The sequence below is a fragment of the Shewanella algidipiscicola genome, assembly GCF_900380485.1.
GTDB classification, from domain to species: domain Bacteria; phylum Pseudomonadota; class Gammaproteobacteria; order Enterobacterales; family Shewanellaceae; genus Shewanella; species Shewanella algidipiscicola.
Genome location: NZ_OXJV01000022.1, coordinates 102492 through 121319, shown reverse-complemented (window position 1 = coordinate 121319; position 18828 = coordinate 102492). Strand labels below are relative to the sequence as shown.

General features: G+C 45.8%; 13 protein-coding genes and 4 tRNA genes. 11 read left to right on the top strand and 6 right to left on the bottom strand.

The window, feature by feature from the left end; translation table 11 throughout:
• Positions 1-34: 34 nt before the first annotated feature.
• From DN599_RS18580 to DN599_RS18555, 6 genes are read left to right on the top strand one after another with little or no spacing between them, the layout of a single operon-like run.
• Positions 35-2215: a type I secretion system permease/ATPase gene (locus tag DN599_RS18580; protein ID WP_110459080.1), complete on the top strand. Its 2181-nt coding sequence runs from the start codon at positions 35-37 to the stop codon at positions 2213-2215.
• Entirely contained in the window at positions 2208-3590 is a 1383-nt protein-coding gene (locus DN599_RS18575; RefSeq protein ID WP_110459079.1) for an HlyD family type I secretion periplasmic adaptor subunit, read from the top strand. The genes DN599_RS18580 and DN599_RS18575 overlap by 8 nt, the downstream gene beginning before the upstream one ends.
• Positions 3591-3621: 31 nt before the next feature.
• The gene (locus DN599_RS18570; protein WP_110459078.1) at positions 3622-5034 is read left to right on the top strand and encodes a TolC family outer membrane protein; all 1413 of its coding nucleotides are present in this window, start codon (positions 3622-3624) and stop codon (positions 5032-5034) included.
• Positions 5034-5639 (top strand): OmpA family protein, encoded by a 606-nt coding sequence (locus DN599_RS18565; protein WP_110459077.1) that lies wholly within the window; start codon positions 5034-5036, stop codon positions 5637-5639. Before DN599_RS18570 ends, DN599_RS18565 begins: the two co-directional genes overlap by 1 nt.
• 19 nt (positions 5640-5658) lie before the next feature.
• On the top strand, positions 5659-6366 hold the full coding sequence (locus DN599_RS18560; RefSeq protein ID WP_110459076.1) for a transglutaminase-like cysteine peptidase: 708 nt from the start codon (positions 5659-5661) through the stop codon (positions 6364-6366).
• An 8-nt stretch (positions 6367-6374) separates the two neighbouring features.
• A complete protein-coding gene (locus DN599_RS18555) occupies positions 6375-8297 on the top strand; it encodes a bifunctional diguanylate cyclase/phosphodiesterase (RefSeq protein WP_110459075.1) in 1923 nt (640 codons plus the stop codon).
• Positions 8298-8555: 258 nt separating this feature from the next.
• On the opposite strand, the gene DN599_RS18550 is transcribed toward DN599_RS18555, so the two are convergent.
• From DN599_RS18550 to DN599_RS18535, 4 genes are all read right to left on the bottom strand, one after another.
• A tRNA-Pro gene (locus DN599_RS18550) sits at positions 8556-8632 on the bottom strand.
• 50 nt (positions 8633-8682) lie between these two features.
• Positions 8683-8759, bottom strand: a tRNA-Pro gene (locus DN599_RS18545).
• 63 nt (positions 8760-8822) lie between these two features.
• A tRNA-His gene (locus tag DN599_RS18540) sits at positions 8823-8898 on the bottom strand.
• Between the two features lie 45 nt (positions 8899-8943).
• Positions 8944-9020, bottom strand: a tRNA-Arg gene (locus DN599_RS18535).
• 236 nt (positions 9021-9256) lie between these two features.
• Between DN599_RS18535 and DN599_RS18530 the strand changes: the two genes are divergently transcribed.
• Entirely contained in the window at positions 9257-11899 is a 2643-nt protein-coding gene (locus DN599_RS18530; RefSeq protein ID WP_110459074.1) for a sensor domain-containing diguanylate cyclase, read from the top strand.
• Positions 11900-11928: 29 nt separating this feature from the next.
• Here DN599_RS18530 and rep read toward each other — a convergent pair whose 3' ends face one another.
• Complete coding sequence (gene rep / locus DN599_RS18525; RefSeq protein ID WP_110459073.1) at positions 11929-13941, bottom strand: DNA helicase Rep; 2013 nt, start codon at positions 13939-13941, stop codon at positions 11929-11931.
• A 169-nt stretch (positions 13942-14110) separates the two neighbouring features.
• On the opposite strand from rep, the gene ubiK reads away from it, so the two are divergent.
• The 4 genes from ubiK to DN599_RS18505 all read left to right on the top strand — a co-directional run bounded on the left by ubiK (position 14111) and on the right by DN599_RS18505 (position 17406).
• Entirely contained in the window at positions 14111-14371 is a 261-nt protein-coding gene (ubiK, locus tag DN599_RS18520; protein ID WP_110459072.1) for a ubiquinone biosynthesis accessory factor UbiK, read from the top strand.
• Between the two features lie 109 nt (positions 14372-14480).
• Positions 14481-15290 carry a phosphatase PAP2 family protein gene (locus DN599_RS18515; protein ID WP_239473345.1) on the top strand — a complete coding sequence of 270 codons (810 nt, stop codon included), beginning with the start codon at positions 14481-14483 and terminating at the stop codon, positions 15288-15290.
• Entirely contained in the window at positions 15287-15772 is a 486-nt protein-coding gene (locus DN599_RS18510) for an Lrp/AsnC family transcriptional regulator (protein WP_110459071.1), read from the top strand. Before DN599_RS18515 ends, DN599_RS18510 begins: the two co-directional genes overlap by 4 nt.
• A 275-nt stretch (positions 15773-16047) precedes the next feature.
• Entirely contained in the window at positions 16048-17406 is a 1359-nt protein-coding gene (locus DN599_RS18505) for a sodium-dependent transporter (RefSeq protein ID WP_110459070.1), read from the top strand.
• Between the two features lie 200 nt (positions 17407-17606).
• Here DN599_RS18505 and DN599_RS18500 read toward each other — a convergent pair whose 3' ends face one another.
• Positions 17607-18749, bottom strand: a complete 1143-nt coding sequence (locus DN599_RS18500; protein ID WP_110459069.1) for a pyridoxal-phosphate-dependent aminotransferase family protein — start codon at positions 18747-18749, stop codon at positions 17607-17609.
• Positions 18750-18828: the final 79 nt, after the last annotated feature.

Genomic DNA, 18828 nt, shown 5'->3' with positions numbered 1-18828 from the left:
ATGTTTAATAAAATCTTAAGGATATGTTTTTAAGGTGCACTCTACAGCGTCTCCAAAAACTGAGCAATGGACGATTTCAGCCTCGCAACGAGTGACTGTAGACCCTTTGTTAGACAGTTTAGTATTATTAACCGAGTATTTCGGTAGTCCCTGCTCTAGCGAATCTCTGGCCGCAGGTCTACCGCTGTCTGGCAGTGTTTTAACTCCTGAACTTGTACCTCAAGCGGCAGGCAGAGCCGGGCTCACAGCCAAACTAACCCGCAAAGGTTTAGATCAAATTTCGCCTATTTTCCTCCCCTGTATCCTGCTGCTTAAAGACCAAAAGGCCTGCTTACTTCGTGAAATAGATTTAGAAAACGATCGCGCCGTCATTCAGCTGCCCGAAACCGGTGGTGAAGAGCAGCTGACCATAGAAGCGCTCGAAGCTATGTATGTGGGCTATCTCTTTTTAGTCAAGCAACAATATCGTGGTGACATGGGCTTTGATATGCACCTGCACGATAATAAAACTCACTGGCTATGGCAGACCCTAAAAGATTCAGCGCCTATCTACCGTGATGCATTAATCGCCTCGGTATTAGTGAACTTATTTGCACTGGTGTCGCCGCTATTTATCATGAATGTCTACGATAAAGTGGTACCAAACCTTGCCTTTGAATCCCTGTGGGTATTGGCGATTGGGGCGGGTATTGCGTATATCTTCGATTTTATTATGCGACAGCTACGCGCCTACCTAATTGATGTTGCTGGTAAAAAAGTCGATATTATCGTGTCATCACAGCTCTTTGCCAAAGCCATTGGTATCCCATTAGAAAAACGTTCTCCCAGTGTCGGGGGAATGGCTAGGCAATTGGGTGAATTTGACAGTGTTCGCGAGATATTAACATCGGCCACTATCACCACCTTAGTGGATCTTCCGTTTGCCATATTTTTCGTCATCGTCATCTATATCGTGGCTGGCGACTTGGCAATTATCCCCTTAATTGGGGGCGCCATTATTATCGTCTATACCTTATTTATGCAGCCTCGGCTTAAGGTCGCTATCGAGGAGAGTAATAAATTTGCTAGCTTAAAGCATGGCCATCTTATTGAATCGCTTGCCTCTTTAGAGTCAATCAAATCTAGTGGTGCTGAGGGGCTAGTGCAAAAGAGCTGGCAACAGATGATAGGCCACACCGCTAACTGGCAATTAAAGGCAAAAAAAATATCAACATCAGTCACCAATATTGCCAATTTCATAGTGCAACTGTCGGTCGTTTGCGTGGTTATTTTAGGGGTTTATCGAGTCGCAGATAACGCAATATCTATGGGTGGCATTATTGCCGCGGTGATTTTATCGAGCCGTGCCATCTCACCAATGGCCCAGTTAGCCGGCTTAATGACCCGTGGTAATCATACCGCCAGCGCCCTGCGTCAGCTCGATCAGATAATGACGCAAGAAGATGAGTTTCAACATAAGGGGCACTTGGTTAGCAAACAGCGCTTACAAGGGCAAATTAACGCCGACCATGTCAGTTTTAATTACTCGGGTTCTGAACGACCAATACTGCACCCAATGACTTTATCTATATCACCGGGTGAGCGCGTTGCGATTATCGGCCGTAACGGCTCAGGTAAAAGTACCTTGGCTAAACTCCTTGTGGGCTTATATCAGCCCACTAAAGGTAGCCTGCGCTACGATGGTCTCGATGCTGCCCAAATACATCCTACCGATTTACGACGTAACTTTGGCTATTTACCACAGGACATTACGCTATTTCATGGCACCATTCGTGACAACATTCTATTTGGAACGCGCCAAGTGACCGAGCATCAATTGATTCGTGCAGTACAACTCTCGGGCGTCAACCAATTTACCGATATAGAGACCGAAGGCTTAGATCAACAAGTAGGTGAAGGTGGGCAATCTTTATCACGCGGTCAGCGCCAAACCATTGCCCTTGCCAGAGCAACCCTTAACGATCCACCCGTTTTACTCATGGATGAGCCTACTGCAAGCTTGGATGCCCGCGCCGAAAAGCAATTTATTCGCGCCATGAAAAACGTCACTAAAGAGAGAACTTTACTGCTGATCACTCATAAAATGCATCTGCTTAGCTTAGTCGATCGCATCATAGTATTAGATCGTGGCCATATCGTGGCCGACGGTCCGAAAGACACCGTACTCAATCAGCTCACCAAAGGGCTATTATCAGGAGGTCCAAAGAGTGAGTAAACACTTAACGACCCATGATTTAGAGATGGTGGATGACGTTTATGGCGCCATGATGACCGATGCCCCAACTAGCCATAGGCTGATTATTTGGGCTTTGTCGGCATTAGTTGTGTGTTTTTTATTGTGGGCCTATTTTGCCGAATTAGATCGCGTCACTACTGGCATGGGTAAAGTCATTCCTTCGTCGCAAATTCAGGTGATCCAAAGTTTGGATGGCGGCATTATGCAAGAGCTATACGTTCAAGAAGGGATGATCGTCACTAAGGGGCAGCCTTTAGTTCGTATCGATGATACCCGCTTTAAATCTGATTTTGCCCAGCAAGAACAAGAGGTTTATAGTCTGCAGGCTAATGTATTGCGCCTGCGCACCGAACTTAACAGTATCACCATTTCCGATGTCGCATCGGATTGGCGCGAGCAGGTCAAAATTGTTAAACAGCCACTACTGTTTTCGCAAACACTCATAGATAACGAACCCGACTTGGTTCGACGTCAACAAGAAGAGTATGAGGGACGCCTTGATAATCTCAGCAACCAACTTGAAATTTTAGCGCGCCAGATCCAGCAAAAACAACAAGAAACCCAAGAGCTGGCATCAAAAATATCAACGTTAACCACCAGTTTTCAGTTGGTAACACGAGAATTAGAGCTAACACGTCCACTGGCTAAAAAAGGCATAGTGCCAGAAGTTGAGCTACTCAAACTCGAACGTATCGTCAACGATATTCGCGGTGAACTGGCTTCGGTTAGATTGTTACGCCCAAAGGTTAAGGCATCACAAGATGAAGCAATTTTAAAGCGCCGAGAAGCATTATTTGTATTTGCCGCTGATACACGAACTCAGCTCAATGAGATGCAAACTCGCCTGTCTCGTATTAATGAGGCACAAGTGGGCGCGCAAGACAAAGTCAGCAAAGCCGAAATAGTCTCGCCAGTCAACGGCACCATTAAAACTGTTCATATCAATACCTTAGGTGGAGTTGTTCAGCCTGGCATTGATATTGTCGAAATTGTACCGTCAGAAGATCAGCTACTGATTGAAACCAAAATTTTGCCAAAAGATATCGCGTTTTTACATCCTGGCTTACCCGCCGTTGTTAAAGTGACCGCTTATGACTTTACCCGTTATGGTGGTTTAAATGGCGTTGTGGAGCACATCAGTGCCGATACAACACAGGACGAAGAGGGAAACAGTTTCTATCTTGTAAGGGTTAGAACTGAATTATCAAGTTTGACGAAAGACGATGGAACCTTAATGCCCATTATTCCGGGGATGTTGACCTCGGTAGATGTAATAATTGGGCAAAGGTCCGTGCTGGAGTACATACTTAATCCAATTTTAAGAGCAAGAGATACAGCTCTACGTGAACGTTAAGTTCACAAAAATTAACCAGGGGGGTTACAACATGAGTAAGCAAACTGTACGTCAGCTAAAACGCAGCGCCATGGCGCTAGCTATTGGCGCGATGTTACTACCAGGAGTCGGTTCTAGCCAAACACTAGAACAAGCAGTCGCTCACACACTGGATACCAATCCAGATATTCGTATCGCGTTTAACCGTTTTAAAGCACGTGAAGAACAAGTGAGCCAAGCGTACGCAGGCTACATGCCTACGGTCGATATTAGCGGTGGTTATGGCTGGGAGCAAACCAACAGCCCATCAACCCGCAGGAAGGCCGGTCAAGGCGATGTTGATAGCGATGGCGTTATCGAGCTCACTCGTGGTGAAGCCGGCTTTAGCATCAAACAGATGTTATTCGATGGCTTCTATACCTCTAGCGAAGTCGATCGTTATAGCTTTGAAGCCAGCGCCGATCAATGGGCACTGTTTGCCGCAGCCGAAGATATTGCACTCGATGTTGCCAATGTCTACATCAACTATATCCGCGCCGAACAGGTATTAACCTTGGCAGAAAAAAACCTGCAAAGTCATAAAGACATTTACGACCAAATTAAGCAGCGTACCGATTCTGGCTTAGGCTCTATTGCCGATTTATCACAGATAACCGGTCGTCTTGCACGCGCCAATGCCAATGTGATTTCGGCGAAAAACAATTTTTATGATGCCAAAGCGCAGTTCATCAGAATTGTCGAAAAAGAACCTGAAAATCTCATTGTCCCTGTACCCGATGATGACATGCTACCAGCGGACTTAAACAGCAGCATTCAAATTGCTCAAGACAGTCATCCGGTACTAAAATCGGCGGCTAGCGATATCACTGCTGCCGAATATGAACGCTCATCGGCACAATCTAATTATTATCCCAAGCTGACTTTAGAACTGGGTGGTAATTGGAATAACGATATCGACGGTGAAGATGGTTATTCACCGATTGCCTCGCAAAATGTGGGCGGACATAGCAATGACTTAGTGGCCATGGTTCGAGTCAAATATAACTTGTTTGCGGGTGGTAAAGATGTGGCTCGTGAAAAAGAGGCCGCCTACAAACTGGGCGAAGCGAAAGAGATTCGCCAACGCGCTTATCGTCAAGTCGTCGAAGGTGTTAACTTAGCCTGGAACGCCTATGAATTGCTTGAGCCTCAAAAGATGTATATCCGTGACCATGTTATTGCAGCCAAAGATACTCAGGTAGCTTATAGCCAGCAGTTTAATTTAGGTCAGCGTACTCTGCTCGATTTGCTCGATACAGAAAACGAACTATTTGAAGCACGTAAGGATTATTTAGAAGCCGAGTACGATGAGATCATTTCTGAATACCGCATTCTCAATGCCACAGGAAAGTTATTAGAATCACTTCGTGTTACTCGTCCCGATGTGTGGAAGGGTGAACGTGAATATGAAGGGGGAGTTAAATAATGAAAGCTCTATTAATACTCGTCAGCATCGCCTTAATTGGTGGCTGCTCTATGCGTGACACAGTCAACATGGACACTCCTACAGAGCAGGCATTTGACCTCAATGACAATGACAGAGATGGTGTCATTGTTGCCAGAGAGCGCTGCAACAACACCATCGAAGGGGCAACTATCGATAACTATGGCTGTGGTAAAATCAAACCGATTAACGAACGGCAAGAGTTAAAAATATTGTTTGCTAACGATTCTTTCTACATTGATCCTCAGTATTATGACCAAGTAGAAACCGTTGCGACATTTATGAGACAGTACCCTAATACCCAAGTTACAATCGAAGGCCACTGTAGTAAAACAGGCTCTTATGATCACAACTTAACTCTGTCACAAAACAGAGCAAATGCGGTAAGCTCATTACTGTCAGAACGTTTTGGTATTGATAATGGTCGAGTGACAGCCATTGGCTACAGCTATGACCGCCCCGTTGATCCGACTCACACGCCAGAAGCGCATAAACGCAATCGCCGCGTGATCGCTGAATTAACCGGGGAAGACACCACTGCCGATATGAAGTGGAATATCTATACTGTGGACGAAGAAGTTAAATAACCCAAAATAGTCGGAGAACATGAACACAAAATTTGGCGGACATCGACAATTATTAAAGGTCTGCCAACTTAGTGTGGTGGCGATGACCTTAGGGTTCTCATGCCTATATGCCTCTCCGACTCATCAACTGGACGCAAACCGTATCACCTCAACTTTAGAGAGCAGATACGGTGAGCGCGCCGGGAAACGCGCTAAAGCCTGGTTTAAGGTCCTTAATGAAGCGCAGGGACTGAACGAGCTAGAAAAAATCACTAAAGTGAATAATTTTTTCAATCTATTTCGGTTTGTCGACGACATTAAGCTTTGGGGTGATAGCAACTACTGGGCTAGTCCAATGGAATTTATTGGTGTCAATGGCGGTGACTGTGAAGACTTTTCTATCGCAAAATATTTCACCCTGCTGCAACTTGGCATCGACGATGACAAATTACGCATCACTATGGTCAAAGCCACCTCAGTTAACCAATACCACATGGTGCTGGCCTATTATGAAACACCAGGCTCAATTCCCTTAGTACTTGATAATCTCGATCGCACCATAAAACCAGCAACGCAACGAAACGATCTTATTCCTGTATACAGTTTCAATGGTCGACAGCTGTGGTTAAACAAAGAGAAAGGACGAGGTGTGCTTGCAGGCTCATCTGAACGTCTTGAAAAATGGAATGATCTCAAACAAAGATTGGGTGTAGAGCGACTGAAAATGCCCAAATTAAGATTGGAGTAGCTAGAACAATGACACTGTTTCGACAGATATACTCACTGCTTTTGGGCCTATTTTTGGTCGTTGTCGTTAGCTTGGCTTACGTGCAGTTTACCGAGACCCAAAGTTTCTTAACCAAACAAATGGAATCTGACCTGAATAACACCAGCCACAGTTTAGGGATCATGCTAGTTCCCGACTTAGAAGCTGGCGACATTGTCGGCGCCGAAACCTTGATAAATGTGATCTTTGAAGGCGGTTACTATCAGCAAGTCAAACTGACATGGTTGATTGATGGTAAGCAACAAGTATGGGAAAACTCAGTTAAAATTGAAGGCGTTCCGCAATGGTTTATCGATTTAGGCTTTTTTAATACCATTAGCCGCGAAAGCACCATCACCTCAGGTTGGCTCCAATTAGCTAAGCTAGAAATAACCGCTCACCCAGGCTTTGGGTATAACGAGCTATGGCGCACCATGACTAATTCTATTATAGCGATTTCTATTCTGTTTTTAATCGCCATTATGCTGGCTCGCTTCGGACTTACCTGGATTCTTAAACCTCTGCACGATATCGCGGAACACGCCACAGAAGTGTCCAAGCGCAAGTTTGGTCCAGATTTGCCACTGCCAAAAACCACAGAGCTAAAGTCGGTCGTATCGGCCTTTAATAGCATGTCTCATCAGCTGAAAAAAATATTCAACTCACTCGATGAAGAAGTGACTGAGTTAAGAAAGAAAAATCTCGTCGACCAAGTTTCAGGCCTGCCTAACCGCCAATACATGATGGCACGTATCCATAGCTGGCTAAGCGAGCCTAATAATGGCGCATTAATGATGGCTAAGTTTGACTGGCTAGAGGAGGTGCACAGTAAATATGGTTACCAAGTACGTGATGAGACCATACGTTTACTTGCACAAAGACTGCAACAACAACTCGATGAAGTCGCCCCGTCTGTAATTGCCCGTATTGCAGCGTATGAATTTGCTTTTCTAATCACCAGCGCCGAACAAGAGCAAAGCAGCAAATACTTACACACGCTCATTAGAACTGTGAATCAGGAAATGTCTAAGGCAGGCTGTAAGCCTAATGAACAATTTGCTATCGGTATCGCCCATCGTACAGATTCGATGACGGTTTCAGAGTTGCTGTCACAAACAGACAATGCATTACAACAAGCTGTCGCCGAAAATAACGTTTTCCACTGGTTTGAAAGCGATGAAAAACAGCTCTACAGCAAAGAGCAGTGGCGCGAACACCTTAGCGCGGCGATCACGGAAAAGCGCTTTCAATTTAAATGGCAGTCCGTGTATCTCAATAATCAAACCACAGTGTTACAGCGCGAGCTATATTGCCAATTAACCATTGGCGAGACAGAGATCCATGCTGGGCAATTTATGCCTTATGTTGAACTCTTATCATTGGGCTCTTTACTGGACCGCTGTCTTATCGAGTCCATTGTAGACAATGGCATTATTGAAAAAAATTATGAACCTATTGCGATTAATCTGACATTCCACAGCCTACGCGACCTCGAATTTCACAAATGGTTAAATCAATTTCTCCGCAATAGCCATTTTAGCCAAAGGATTGTTTTTGATATTCCCGAAGCGGGTATCTATAGCGACCCTGACGCTTGTCAGGCTCTGTGTGCCATTATTAGAGATAATGGTGCACACTTTGGCATCGACCATTTTGGTCGTCAATTTGGCTCAATGGCTTACCTACAGACACTACGCCCAAGTTATGTCAAATTGGATCAGTCCTTCGCTTACTACGATGAAAATGAACACAGTAGCGAACTCTGCCGCGCCCTAGTTAACGTGGCTAAAGGCCTCGATATTCAGGTCATTGTCACAGGTATCGAAGAGCAAGCGCAGCTAGCTAGGTTTGAACCACTCAAAACCGAGGCTTATATGGGTTATATATCTCCACCAGAAAAAGTGCTCAACTAATAATAAAAAAGCTGCCAATGGCAGCTTTTTTATTATTCACAGACCAGCAGTAAAGACTGCAACAGACGGATAAAAATCGATGGGCTCTGGTTAAACTTCAGGATGTAAGCCGGCAACACAAGTTCAGATGCAGAGCAACCAGCATGAATCGCCGCCATTACAAATAAGCTTCACTGTCACAGGCCCTAGCAACTTCTCTACAGGACAAGTAAGCCAAAACGAAAAAAGCCTTCTGACTATTCAGAAGGCTTTCGAAAGTGGTCGGTGATAGAGGATTCGAACCTCTGACCCTCTGGTCCCAAACCAGATGCGCTACCGGGCTGCGCTAATCACCGAAAATCTTTAATTTGTCAAAATACCGAGTTGGACTCGCTATTTTATAATGTGGTCGGTGATAGAGGATTCGAACCTCTGACCCTCTGGTCCCAAACCAGATGCGCTACCGGGCTGCGCTAATCACCGAGTCTCTACTTAAACAGTAGTAGATGTTTAATGAGGTCACCCTCAATGTAGGATAAGAAGTAATGGGGTGACTGATGGGACTTGAACCCACGACAACCGGAATCACAATCCGGGGCTCTACCAACTGAGCTACAATCACCACTGATATTACTGCTTACTTGCTAACTTTAACCTCAAATCCAACTGGTGCACCCAGAAGGATTCGAACCCTCGGCCTCACCCTCCGGAGGGGTGCGCTCTATCCAGCTGAGCTATGGGTGCCTGCCTTGTTAGCGCCGCATATAATATGGATTAATTACCTGTTCGTCTATAGCAAACATCGATTTTTTTATGCGTTTGCTCAACTTTTAACAGATTTACGCCTCTGACAGCCCATTTAGGTCAAAATTCACTGCAATAGTCAAAATAATGACTTGGTACTGTTTCTTTTTTATGCTATTTATAACCCTCATCTAATACAGTCACAGATATGATAATTATAAGAAATTGGCGGTGTCATGTTTAGGGAAGAAACAGACCAACTTGCAGATCGTGATATAGACAAATTAAGCAAAAGGATTACCCGCTTAAAAAGTCTGGCGCGAAAATATAAGCGCTCTGAGGTGATTCAGAATGCTTTACTCGATATTTCCAATATTGCTGCAAGTGCAAAACGTGCCGATGATTTTTATTCAGGCATTCAACGAAACCTCAACAAACTTTTGCCTGCTGATAATTTTTTCATTGCCTTAATTAACAGTGATACCAATGAGTTGAATGTTCCCTTTTTCATCGATGAAAAAGATCCCCACCCCAGCCAGCTTTTTCCATCGGAAAAAATTTCCAATGCGCTCTACAGCGGATTGACCGGCTATGTGTTTCGTCAACAACAAGCGTTACTATGCGATAATGACAAGTTTAATCAGCTAATCGCAGCCAAAGAAGTTGTCAGTCGCGGTTCTACTTGCCATCAATGGCTTGGGGTACCTATCTTCAGCGGTGGACAGACCATAGGTGTACTGGCCGTTCAAAGTTATAATCCAGAGATCAGTTATGGCGATATTGAACTCGAACTGATCACCTTTATTAGTCAACATGTCTCAGGTGTAATTGAACGGGTGCAGTATCAGCACAACCTTGAAACCGCTATCGAGCATCGAACCAAAGAACTGAGCCTGGCTTACGACAAGCTCAAGCAAGAGGTGAATGAAAGACGCCGAGCAGAGCATCTGCAAAAATCACTATTTGAAATTGCCGAACTGTCTAACTCAAATATCGATGACACTGTGTTCTACACTGAATTACATCGGGTGATAAGTCATCTGTTACCCGCTAATAACTGCTACATCGGCTTGCTCGACGACAGTGGCCGCTATTTAAACTTTCCCTTCTATGTGTCTCAATTAAACACTGATATACCCTCTATACGTCCGCTCGCCGACGGTTTAGTTGAATTTATACTGAAACACAAGAAACCCATATTACTCGAAAAGTCTGATATCAAAGCACTGATCGACGCTAAGCAACTGTACGCTATCGCGCCCCAACTCAATCATACAGATACCATTAATCAGTGGATCGGCGTACCACTGTTTATCCAAGGAGTGGTCAAAGGTGCCTTGACCATATACAGCTTTAGCGCTTCTCACACCTATCAAGAAAAAGATCTCGGCCTATTAACTTTTGTGTCGCAGCATATTGCCACCGCCATTGAACGTAAATTATCGGCCGAATCATTAAAGCAAAGTTATGAACAGTTAGAAGAAAAAGTCGCCCAACGTACTCGCGCATTAGCCATGCTTAACCAAGACTTAGAAAAAGAGATCAGTCAGCGGCGCAAAGTTGAGCAACAGTTAGTACATGATGCCTGCCATGATATTCTGACCGGCTTACCTAATCGGGCACGGTTTATGGAGCGCTTAGGTCAAGCGGTTAAACATGTCAGACGCCATGGCTTAGACCGTTTTGCTTTACTGTTTATCGACTTAGATCGTTTTAAGCTGATCAATGACACCTTAGGACATTTACAAGGCGATCGTTTTTTGATTGAAACGGCTCGACGACTTAACCTGTGTATCCGTGATAACGACACACTGGCACGCATTGGTGGTGATGAATTTGTCATCCTGCTCGATAGCATTCACGACAGCAATGACGCAATTGAAGTAGCCGAACGGATTCTCGGTAAACTATCGATTCCTTACCAGCTAGCCCAGCAGAGCTTTACCTCTGGGGCCAGCATTGGTATTGCATTTAGTGGTCAAAACAACAATGACACCAGCGAATCTTTGCTCAAAGATGCCGATACAGCTATGTATCAGGCAAAATCGAATGGTAAAGGCTGTTATGTTGTCAGCGACAACCGCACAAGAGGAAAACAGGCACACGACATCACTTTAGAATTAGAATTGCGAGAAGCCTTAGTCAACAAAAGTTTAGCTCTACAATACTTCCCCATTATGACTCTAGACAGTCAAGAAATATTGGCCTATGAGCCAAGACTCTATTGGCAACATGAGCAATTGGGTAAGCTTAAACAGGCACAACTCAGTAATATTGCAGAGCATTGTAATCTCACCAAAGAGCTCGACCTTTACTTATTTGAACAACTTAATCTCGATTACCCTCAGCTAGTGGCCCTAAATGGCCCGATACAACTGCATTTACATGTTTCTAGTCGCCACTTAAAACATAAACATGCGGTGCGCAAACTTAAAAATCGCCTTAAACAGAGCTGCAGCAAACCTGAAATGATCTGGATGTTTTTTAATGAAAAAGCGTTTGTGCAAGATACTGAAAGCCATATCAATGCGTTTGAAATGTTACATAAACTCGGCATCAATCTCGGGCTGCATGCCTATGGTAGCGCCCACAGCGCCTTGAGTAGCCTTAGCTTTTTACCATTAAGCGGCCTTAAGCTTGACCCCAGTTATATTAGCCACTTAAGTCACCCTCAGCATCAAAAGCTGCTTACCGCCCACCAACTCGCTGCAAACGCATTAGATTTAAAAATATTTGTGCAGGGGGTCAAAACCGAGGTTCAGCACCAACAGCTGCTAAAGCTCGGTTTCCATAAGGGGCAGGGACTGGCACTCGGTAAGTCGATTGATTCAAAAACCTTACCCCAAACCAAGCGGGAATCTGATAGTTTGTATGCCTAATGACTCAACGCCATAAGGTCAGCGCAACACTACTTCTTAAACATATCACGTATGTTGGCAATATTGGCTTTACCTGATTGCACCCGCTGCTGCTCAGTTTGTGCAGGCTTGCGGTTTTCCCAAATCAGATCGTCTTGAGGCAACTCAAGCAAAAAGCGGCTAGGTTCACAACGCATTACCTCGCCAAACTGACGCCGCTCACGGCAGATCATAAACCACAACTCCTTTTGTGCACGGGTAATGCCCACGTAAGCCAGACGCCTTTCCTCCTCGACGTTGTCTTCGTCGATACTGCTTTGGTGCGGCAAGATGCGCTCCTCAACCCCCACCATAAACACGTAAGGAAACTCCAGCCCTTTTGAGGCATGCAAGGTCATTAGCTGTACTTGATCGCCCGCTTCATCTTCGCTGTTACGCTCCATCATGTCGCGCAATGTTAAACGCGTCACCACCTCAGGTAAGGTCATGCCCTCATCAAGATCGTCACCTTGTAGCATTTCGGTCACCCAGCGATACAGCTCCGAGATGTTTTTCATGCGCATCTCAGCAGCCTTGGCGCTGGTGCTGGTTTCGTATAGATAATCTTCGTAATTGATATTACGAATAAGGCGCTTAACCGCTTCTACGGGTTCACCACGATTGGCCTCTTCGCCCATATCGACGATAAATTTGCCAAACTTATATAACGACGCCATTGCCGCAGGTGGTAGATGATGATTAAGCTCGCCTTGAAATATCGCCTCAAACATCGAAATTTGTTTTTCATTGGCGTAATTGCCTAAGCGCTCCAGTGTCGCAGGGCCAATACCACGTTTAGGCAGATTAACTACCCGTAAAAAGGCATTATCGTCGTCAGGATTTACCACTAAACGCAAATACGCCATGATATCTTTAATCTCGGCGCGGCCAAAAAATGAGGTGCCGCCACTGAGCTTATAGGGAATGCGGTTAGTCATTAAGGCACGCTCTAACAAGCGTGATTGATGGTTACCACGATACAAGATAGCGTAGTCACCAAACTGGGTCCTACCGACAAATTTATGCCTGATCATCTCGGCAATCACCCGCTCAGCTTCTTGCTCTTCATTGGCTGCCATCAACACCCGCAGCGGCTCACCATAGGCCAGCTCACTGAACAGCGACTTGTCATACACGTGGGGATTATTGGCAATCAATATATTGGCGGCGCGCAAAATACGTTGGCTGGAGCGATAGTTTTGCTCGAGTTTAATCAGCCTTAATGAGGGGAAATCTTTACCCAATAACACTAGGTTTTGCGGTTTAGCGCCACGCCATGAGTAAATAGACTGATCGTCATCACCCACCACAGTAAACCGGGCTCGCTCACCCACCAGCAATTTAACCAGCTCATATTGGCTGGTATTAGTATCTTGATACTCATCGACCAATAAATATTGAATCCGCTTTTGCCAACGCTCTCTCACCTCTTGATTATGCCTTAGCAGCAGCGTAGGTAATAAAATGAGGTCATCAAAATCTAATGCGTTATAGGCCTTCATATGCTGAGCATAGCGCTGATATAACAGGGCAAATAACTGCGACTGCTCATCTTTGGCGAGTTTGCGCGCCTGAGCAGGGATCACCAAATCGCCCTTCCAGTTTGAAATAGCGGTCATTAACAGGCGCAGCAGATCTTTATCACCATCGAGTTCGTTTTCAGTTAACTCTTTAAGTAGCGCAAGGGAGTCTTGATCATCGAACAGTGAAAAGCCGGGCTTTAATCCCAATACTTTATATTCACGTTTAATGATCTCCAGCCCTAAGGTGTGGAAGGTTGAAATCCATAAACCGCGCGCTTCTTTACGCCCCATAGATTGGGCAACACGCTCTTTCATCTCGCGAGCCGCTTTGTTGGTAAAGGTCACCGCGGCAATCGTTTTGGCTTGATATCCGCACTTTTGTACCAGATAAGCAATTTTATTAATGATCACGCGTGTCTTACCACTACCTGCGCCAGCTAAGACGAGGCAAGGGCCTGAAACATAATGAACAGCATCATTTTGACCGGGATTGAGCTTCATGAATTTACAACTACCAAGCAGATAAAAGGGTCTAAATCAGAGGCAGATCATACCAGAATCTGCGCCCATCTATTGAGATAAAATAACCAGCGGCTTTTTAATTTGTTATCCGCAGTAGCTCAGGTACAATTCTCAGCATATTGACTTGATTGCCCAGAGGCGAAAAACCATGATTAACCCAAAGAAAATTGAAGAGATGGCTAAGCAGCTTAGCGATAACCTTCCTAGCGGTCTAAAACAATTCGCTGGCGAATTCGAAGATAAAAGTAAGCAAATTTTACAAAACCAACTGATGAAACTCGATGTAGTGTCACGCGAAGAGTTTGACGTACAACAACACGTTCTGCTTAAAACCCGTGAAAAACTCGAAGCCCTACAAGCCCAAGTCGATGCCTTAGAAGCCAAGCTCAACCAAGCCGCAGGCGAATAAGTAGAGTCAAGGCATGTCGGCCTGATGTGATATCAAGATTGAGCAGTAGGGGCAACCTGTAAGGTCGCTGTGACCTTTGATTTAACGGTTTTTGTGCGAGGTAACTGGTGTGCAAGGTAACATTGTGACACTCTCAAGGCGCTTACTATCGGCGCTGACTATTGGATGGTTACTCCTACTCCTGGTGCCAGCAGGGCTGTTGCTGAGTGGTACGTCGCTGTTTCCGTTAATCGCGCTTGACTCCCCTTTGGCCGAGTTGCTCTATTGGGTCACCACCTCAGGCACTGCGCCATATGGGGCCTTGACCGCCATAGTGTTACTCGGCGTTTGCTTCACCATGGTGCCTCGCCGACAATTTATCGCGCTGGTGCTCGCCGTAGGTCTGAGCATGCTCACCACCTTGGGGCTCAACCATTTTTTGAAACCCTTTTTTGGCGAGCCTAGACCCAACGCGGCTTTGATGGCGCAGCAAAGCCTGCTGCAATTAGAGGAGTTTTATCAACTTCCGGCCGCCCTGCGCCGTCCTATGGTAAGCCAAGCCCTTAACCAGCTTACAAATGTCCCATCAATGACCACAGCACCCGAGATCAAGTTGTCGAATAAAATTGCCGCTCACTGGCAACACGAAGTCGGCTTCTCTTTCCCCTCGGGCCACACCTTATTTGCCGTCACCTTGTCGATGGTGTTAAGTTATTTTCTCTTACTCAGCGGTCAATACCTGTTGCCATTATTCTTAGGCTTATGGAGCTTAACCATGGGATTAAGCCGCATGTTACTGGGAATGCATTGGTCGCAAGATGTACTGGCGGCTACGGTCATCGGCGGATTAATGGCCTTGCTGTGTATCGCGATTATCCTCCAGTTCCAGCAAAAAGTATTACCCACTAGGGCGACTGTATCGAATCACGACGCCCGATGACAACAATGCAACTCGATAAAATTGATATTAAAATCCTATCGCTACTTCAACAACATGGGCGCTTATCGAATCAAGAGTTGGCTGCGTTAGTTGGCCTGTCTCCCTCGCCCTGCTCGCGCCGAGTTAAGGCCCTTGAAGATAGTGGCATCATTACTGGCTACGCCACCTTGGTGAGTCCAGAGTTCTTTAATCTGCATCTCACTGCCTATGTGCAGGTCAGACTGGAAAAACACAACCAAAGGGTTCTCAATGCGTTTGAACAAGCAATGAACCGCTACGACGAAGTACTCGAATGTTGCCTGCTCACAGGCAGTGACGCCGACTATCAGCTCAAGGTGTTAGTCGCTGATATGGAGGCCTTTAAACACTTCCTGCTAGAGAAGCTCACTACCAACCAAGATATCGCCGGTATTCGCTCAAGCTTTGTGCTCAAACAAGCAAAAAACCACACCGCGATACCATTGCCTAAGTCGTATGACTGACCTCTCCATAAGCCAACCTCAGCCAAACATTGAGATAATCTGCACGCATTAGCGATTATTTACTCACGCAATCTAATTGCGTCACTCAACCATGCCGAGCAATCAACACAATATAATCACGCAAAAACAAACCATCTGGCAATAAAAGTCCAACACTAAGTATTTTTAAAGAAATACTCGTTAAAACTAAGGCACTTTAAAGCAATATTTACCTGTTGACCTACTCATTGTAAACGCTATGATGCGGCCTCTTTGCTAAAGGAGCGCACAACCCAATGAGTTCAAACGATTCAAGCCATTTTAGTTCAAGAGTTGGCTTCATTATGGCCGCAGCGGGCAGCGCTGTCGGTGTTGGTAACATCTGGGGCTTTCCAACCCAAGCGGCCACTCATGGCGGCGGTGCATTTCTGCTGGTTTATCTGGTTCTCATCCTTATCCTTGGCTATCCCATGTTAGTTGCTGAGCTGATGATTGGCCGCCATGGCCAAACCAACCCTGCCGACGCCATGGCTAATATTGGTCAATCCTCTTACAGTCGCTATATCGGTAAAATTATCGGTTTTGCCTCTATCATCACCGCCACCTTGATCTGCACTTTTTATATGATCTTATCTGGCTGGTTTGTCAGCTTTGCTGTTGCGCCCATAGCCGAAGTTACCGGTTTTAAGCAAACATCAACCTGGCTAATGGCCTTCTCCGTTGAGCGAAACCTGCTTTTTACCATCGTCTTTACCTTGATGGTTGTAATGGTTATCCGCCAAGGCGTGCAACAAGGTATCGAGCGTTGGTCTAAACGGCTAATGCCACTGCTGTTGGTAATATTGGTGATGGGCGTTGGTTATATTCTTACTGAGCCTGGTGCTGCTGACGGGTTAACTGCACTACTGGTGCCTGATTTTAGCCGGATTTTGGAAACCGAGGTCTTAGTCGGTGCGCTGGGGCAGACCTTCTTTTCTCTGACCATAGGCACTGGCGCTATGATGGTTTACGGCGCCTACCTCAATAAGCAGGAAAACATTGCTACGCTCTCCGCTTATGTCACCTTAACCGACACCTGTGTGGCCTTTCTTGCAGCGTTAATGATTATCCCGGCCATGTATGTGGCGCAGCATAATGGCGTGCAGATCTTCAGCGCCGACGGTAGCCTGTTAAATGCCGATACTCTGGTCTTTACGGTATTGCCCGCGCTGTTTGACACCTTAGGTGGTGTGCTAGGGCCGCTGATTGCCATCATCTTTTTTATACTGATGACCATAGCAGGCTTAACGTCTGCCATCTCGATAGTCGAAGTACCGACCAGCTATATTGTTGAGAAAACCAACATAGAGCGCCACCGCGCAACTTATTTGGTAGCGGGCGTTATCATGCTTCTGTCGACTATCATGGTATTTAACTTTGAATGGTTGTTTGGCTTGATCATCACCATCACTACCGAGCGCGCCCAGCCCCTGATTGCTTTGGGTATCGCTATCTACCTTGGCTGGGTATGGAACCGACACAGTCTCATGACAACAATCCGAGCCCAAGAAGGCGCCAATGCAGATGGTCTTTTTTGGAAAATTTGGCCTATTTACGTCAAATTTGTTTGCCCGGTATTAATCACCCTTATTATAGTGCAGTTGGTTTCTGGTTAACCATTAATAGCTCAAAGGCACCGCTTGATTAATGCTGCTCAATTAAGAGTTGAAATGAGCCATTGACCGATCTTTTAAAGTCTTCACAATCAAATTCGCTTAACAGCAATGGTGATCCTGTTTGCTATAACGCTAATTATCAGCCACAAAAAAGGGGAATTTAATTTCCCCTTTTTTAGTGTGCCAGCCATCAGCCGTGACTAACGCAGTACCTCTTCAAGCGCTCGTAAACATAAGGCCACGTTCTCACGCCTCGCGCTAAAGCCCATCAAACCGATACGCCATGCTTTACCGGCTAATGCGCCAAGGCCTGCGCCTATCTCTAAGTTATAGTTTTCCAGTAATTGCTGACGCACTAAGGCATCATCGACCCCTTCAGGAATATAGACAGCGTTAAGTTGCGGCAAACGAGATTGCTCATCGACTACAAACTTAAGCCCTAATGATTCTAATCCTTCGCGCAGCACTTGATGCATGTTTTGATGACGCGCCCACGCGTTTTCAAGCCCTTCTTCGGCAAGCAAACGAAGTGATTCGTGCAATCCATACAGCGCATTCACAGGAGCGGTATGATGATAGCTGCGCTTGCCACCAGCAGCTTGATCGCCGCTCCAATAGCCCATCACTAAGCTTTGATCTAAAAACCAGCTCTGTACGGGTGTTTTACGTGCTTTAAGTTTCTCTACCGCCGCAGACGAAAACGACACAGGCGATAATCCTGGCACACAGGAGAGACATTTTTGGCTGCCCGAATAGATAGCATCTATGCCCCATTCATCCACTTTAAGCTCTACGCCGCCTAAAGAGGTCACCGCATCGACAATAGAGAGGCAATCATGCTGCTTGGCCAGCGCACATAGACGCTTGGCATCTGACAAGGCGCCAGTTGAGGTTTCTGCGTGGACAAAGGCTAAAAACGTCGCATCAGGGTTAGCTTTCAGCGCGGCCTCAACATCGCTAACCGACACAGGCATGCCCCACTCGTTGTCGACGACCACCGCAGTAGCACCAACGCGCTCAACGTTTTGACGCATCCGCTCGCCAAACACCCCGTTGCGGCACACTATCACTTTTTCGCCGGGCTCAACTAAATTAACAAAACAGGTTTCCATACCCGCACTGCCAGGCGCCGATACCGCCAGAGTCATGGCATTTTCAGTTTGAAACGCATATTGGATCAACGCTTTAAGCTCATCCATCATGCCCACAAACAGCGGGTCAAGATGACCAATTGTCGGACGAGCTTGAGCGGCCAATACTTCAGGGTAAACGTCCGAAGGGCCTGGACCCATCAGCGTTCGACGTGGAGGGTTAAATGCGTTTACTTTCGGTGCTGCTAACATCTTCTTTCCTCTATAAAGCCTTCGCTTTATCCATTAGGGTTCGGGCTAACTGTTGGTTTATATGGAGGCAAGAGATTGA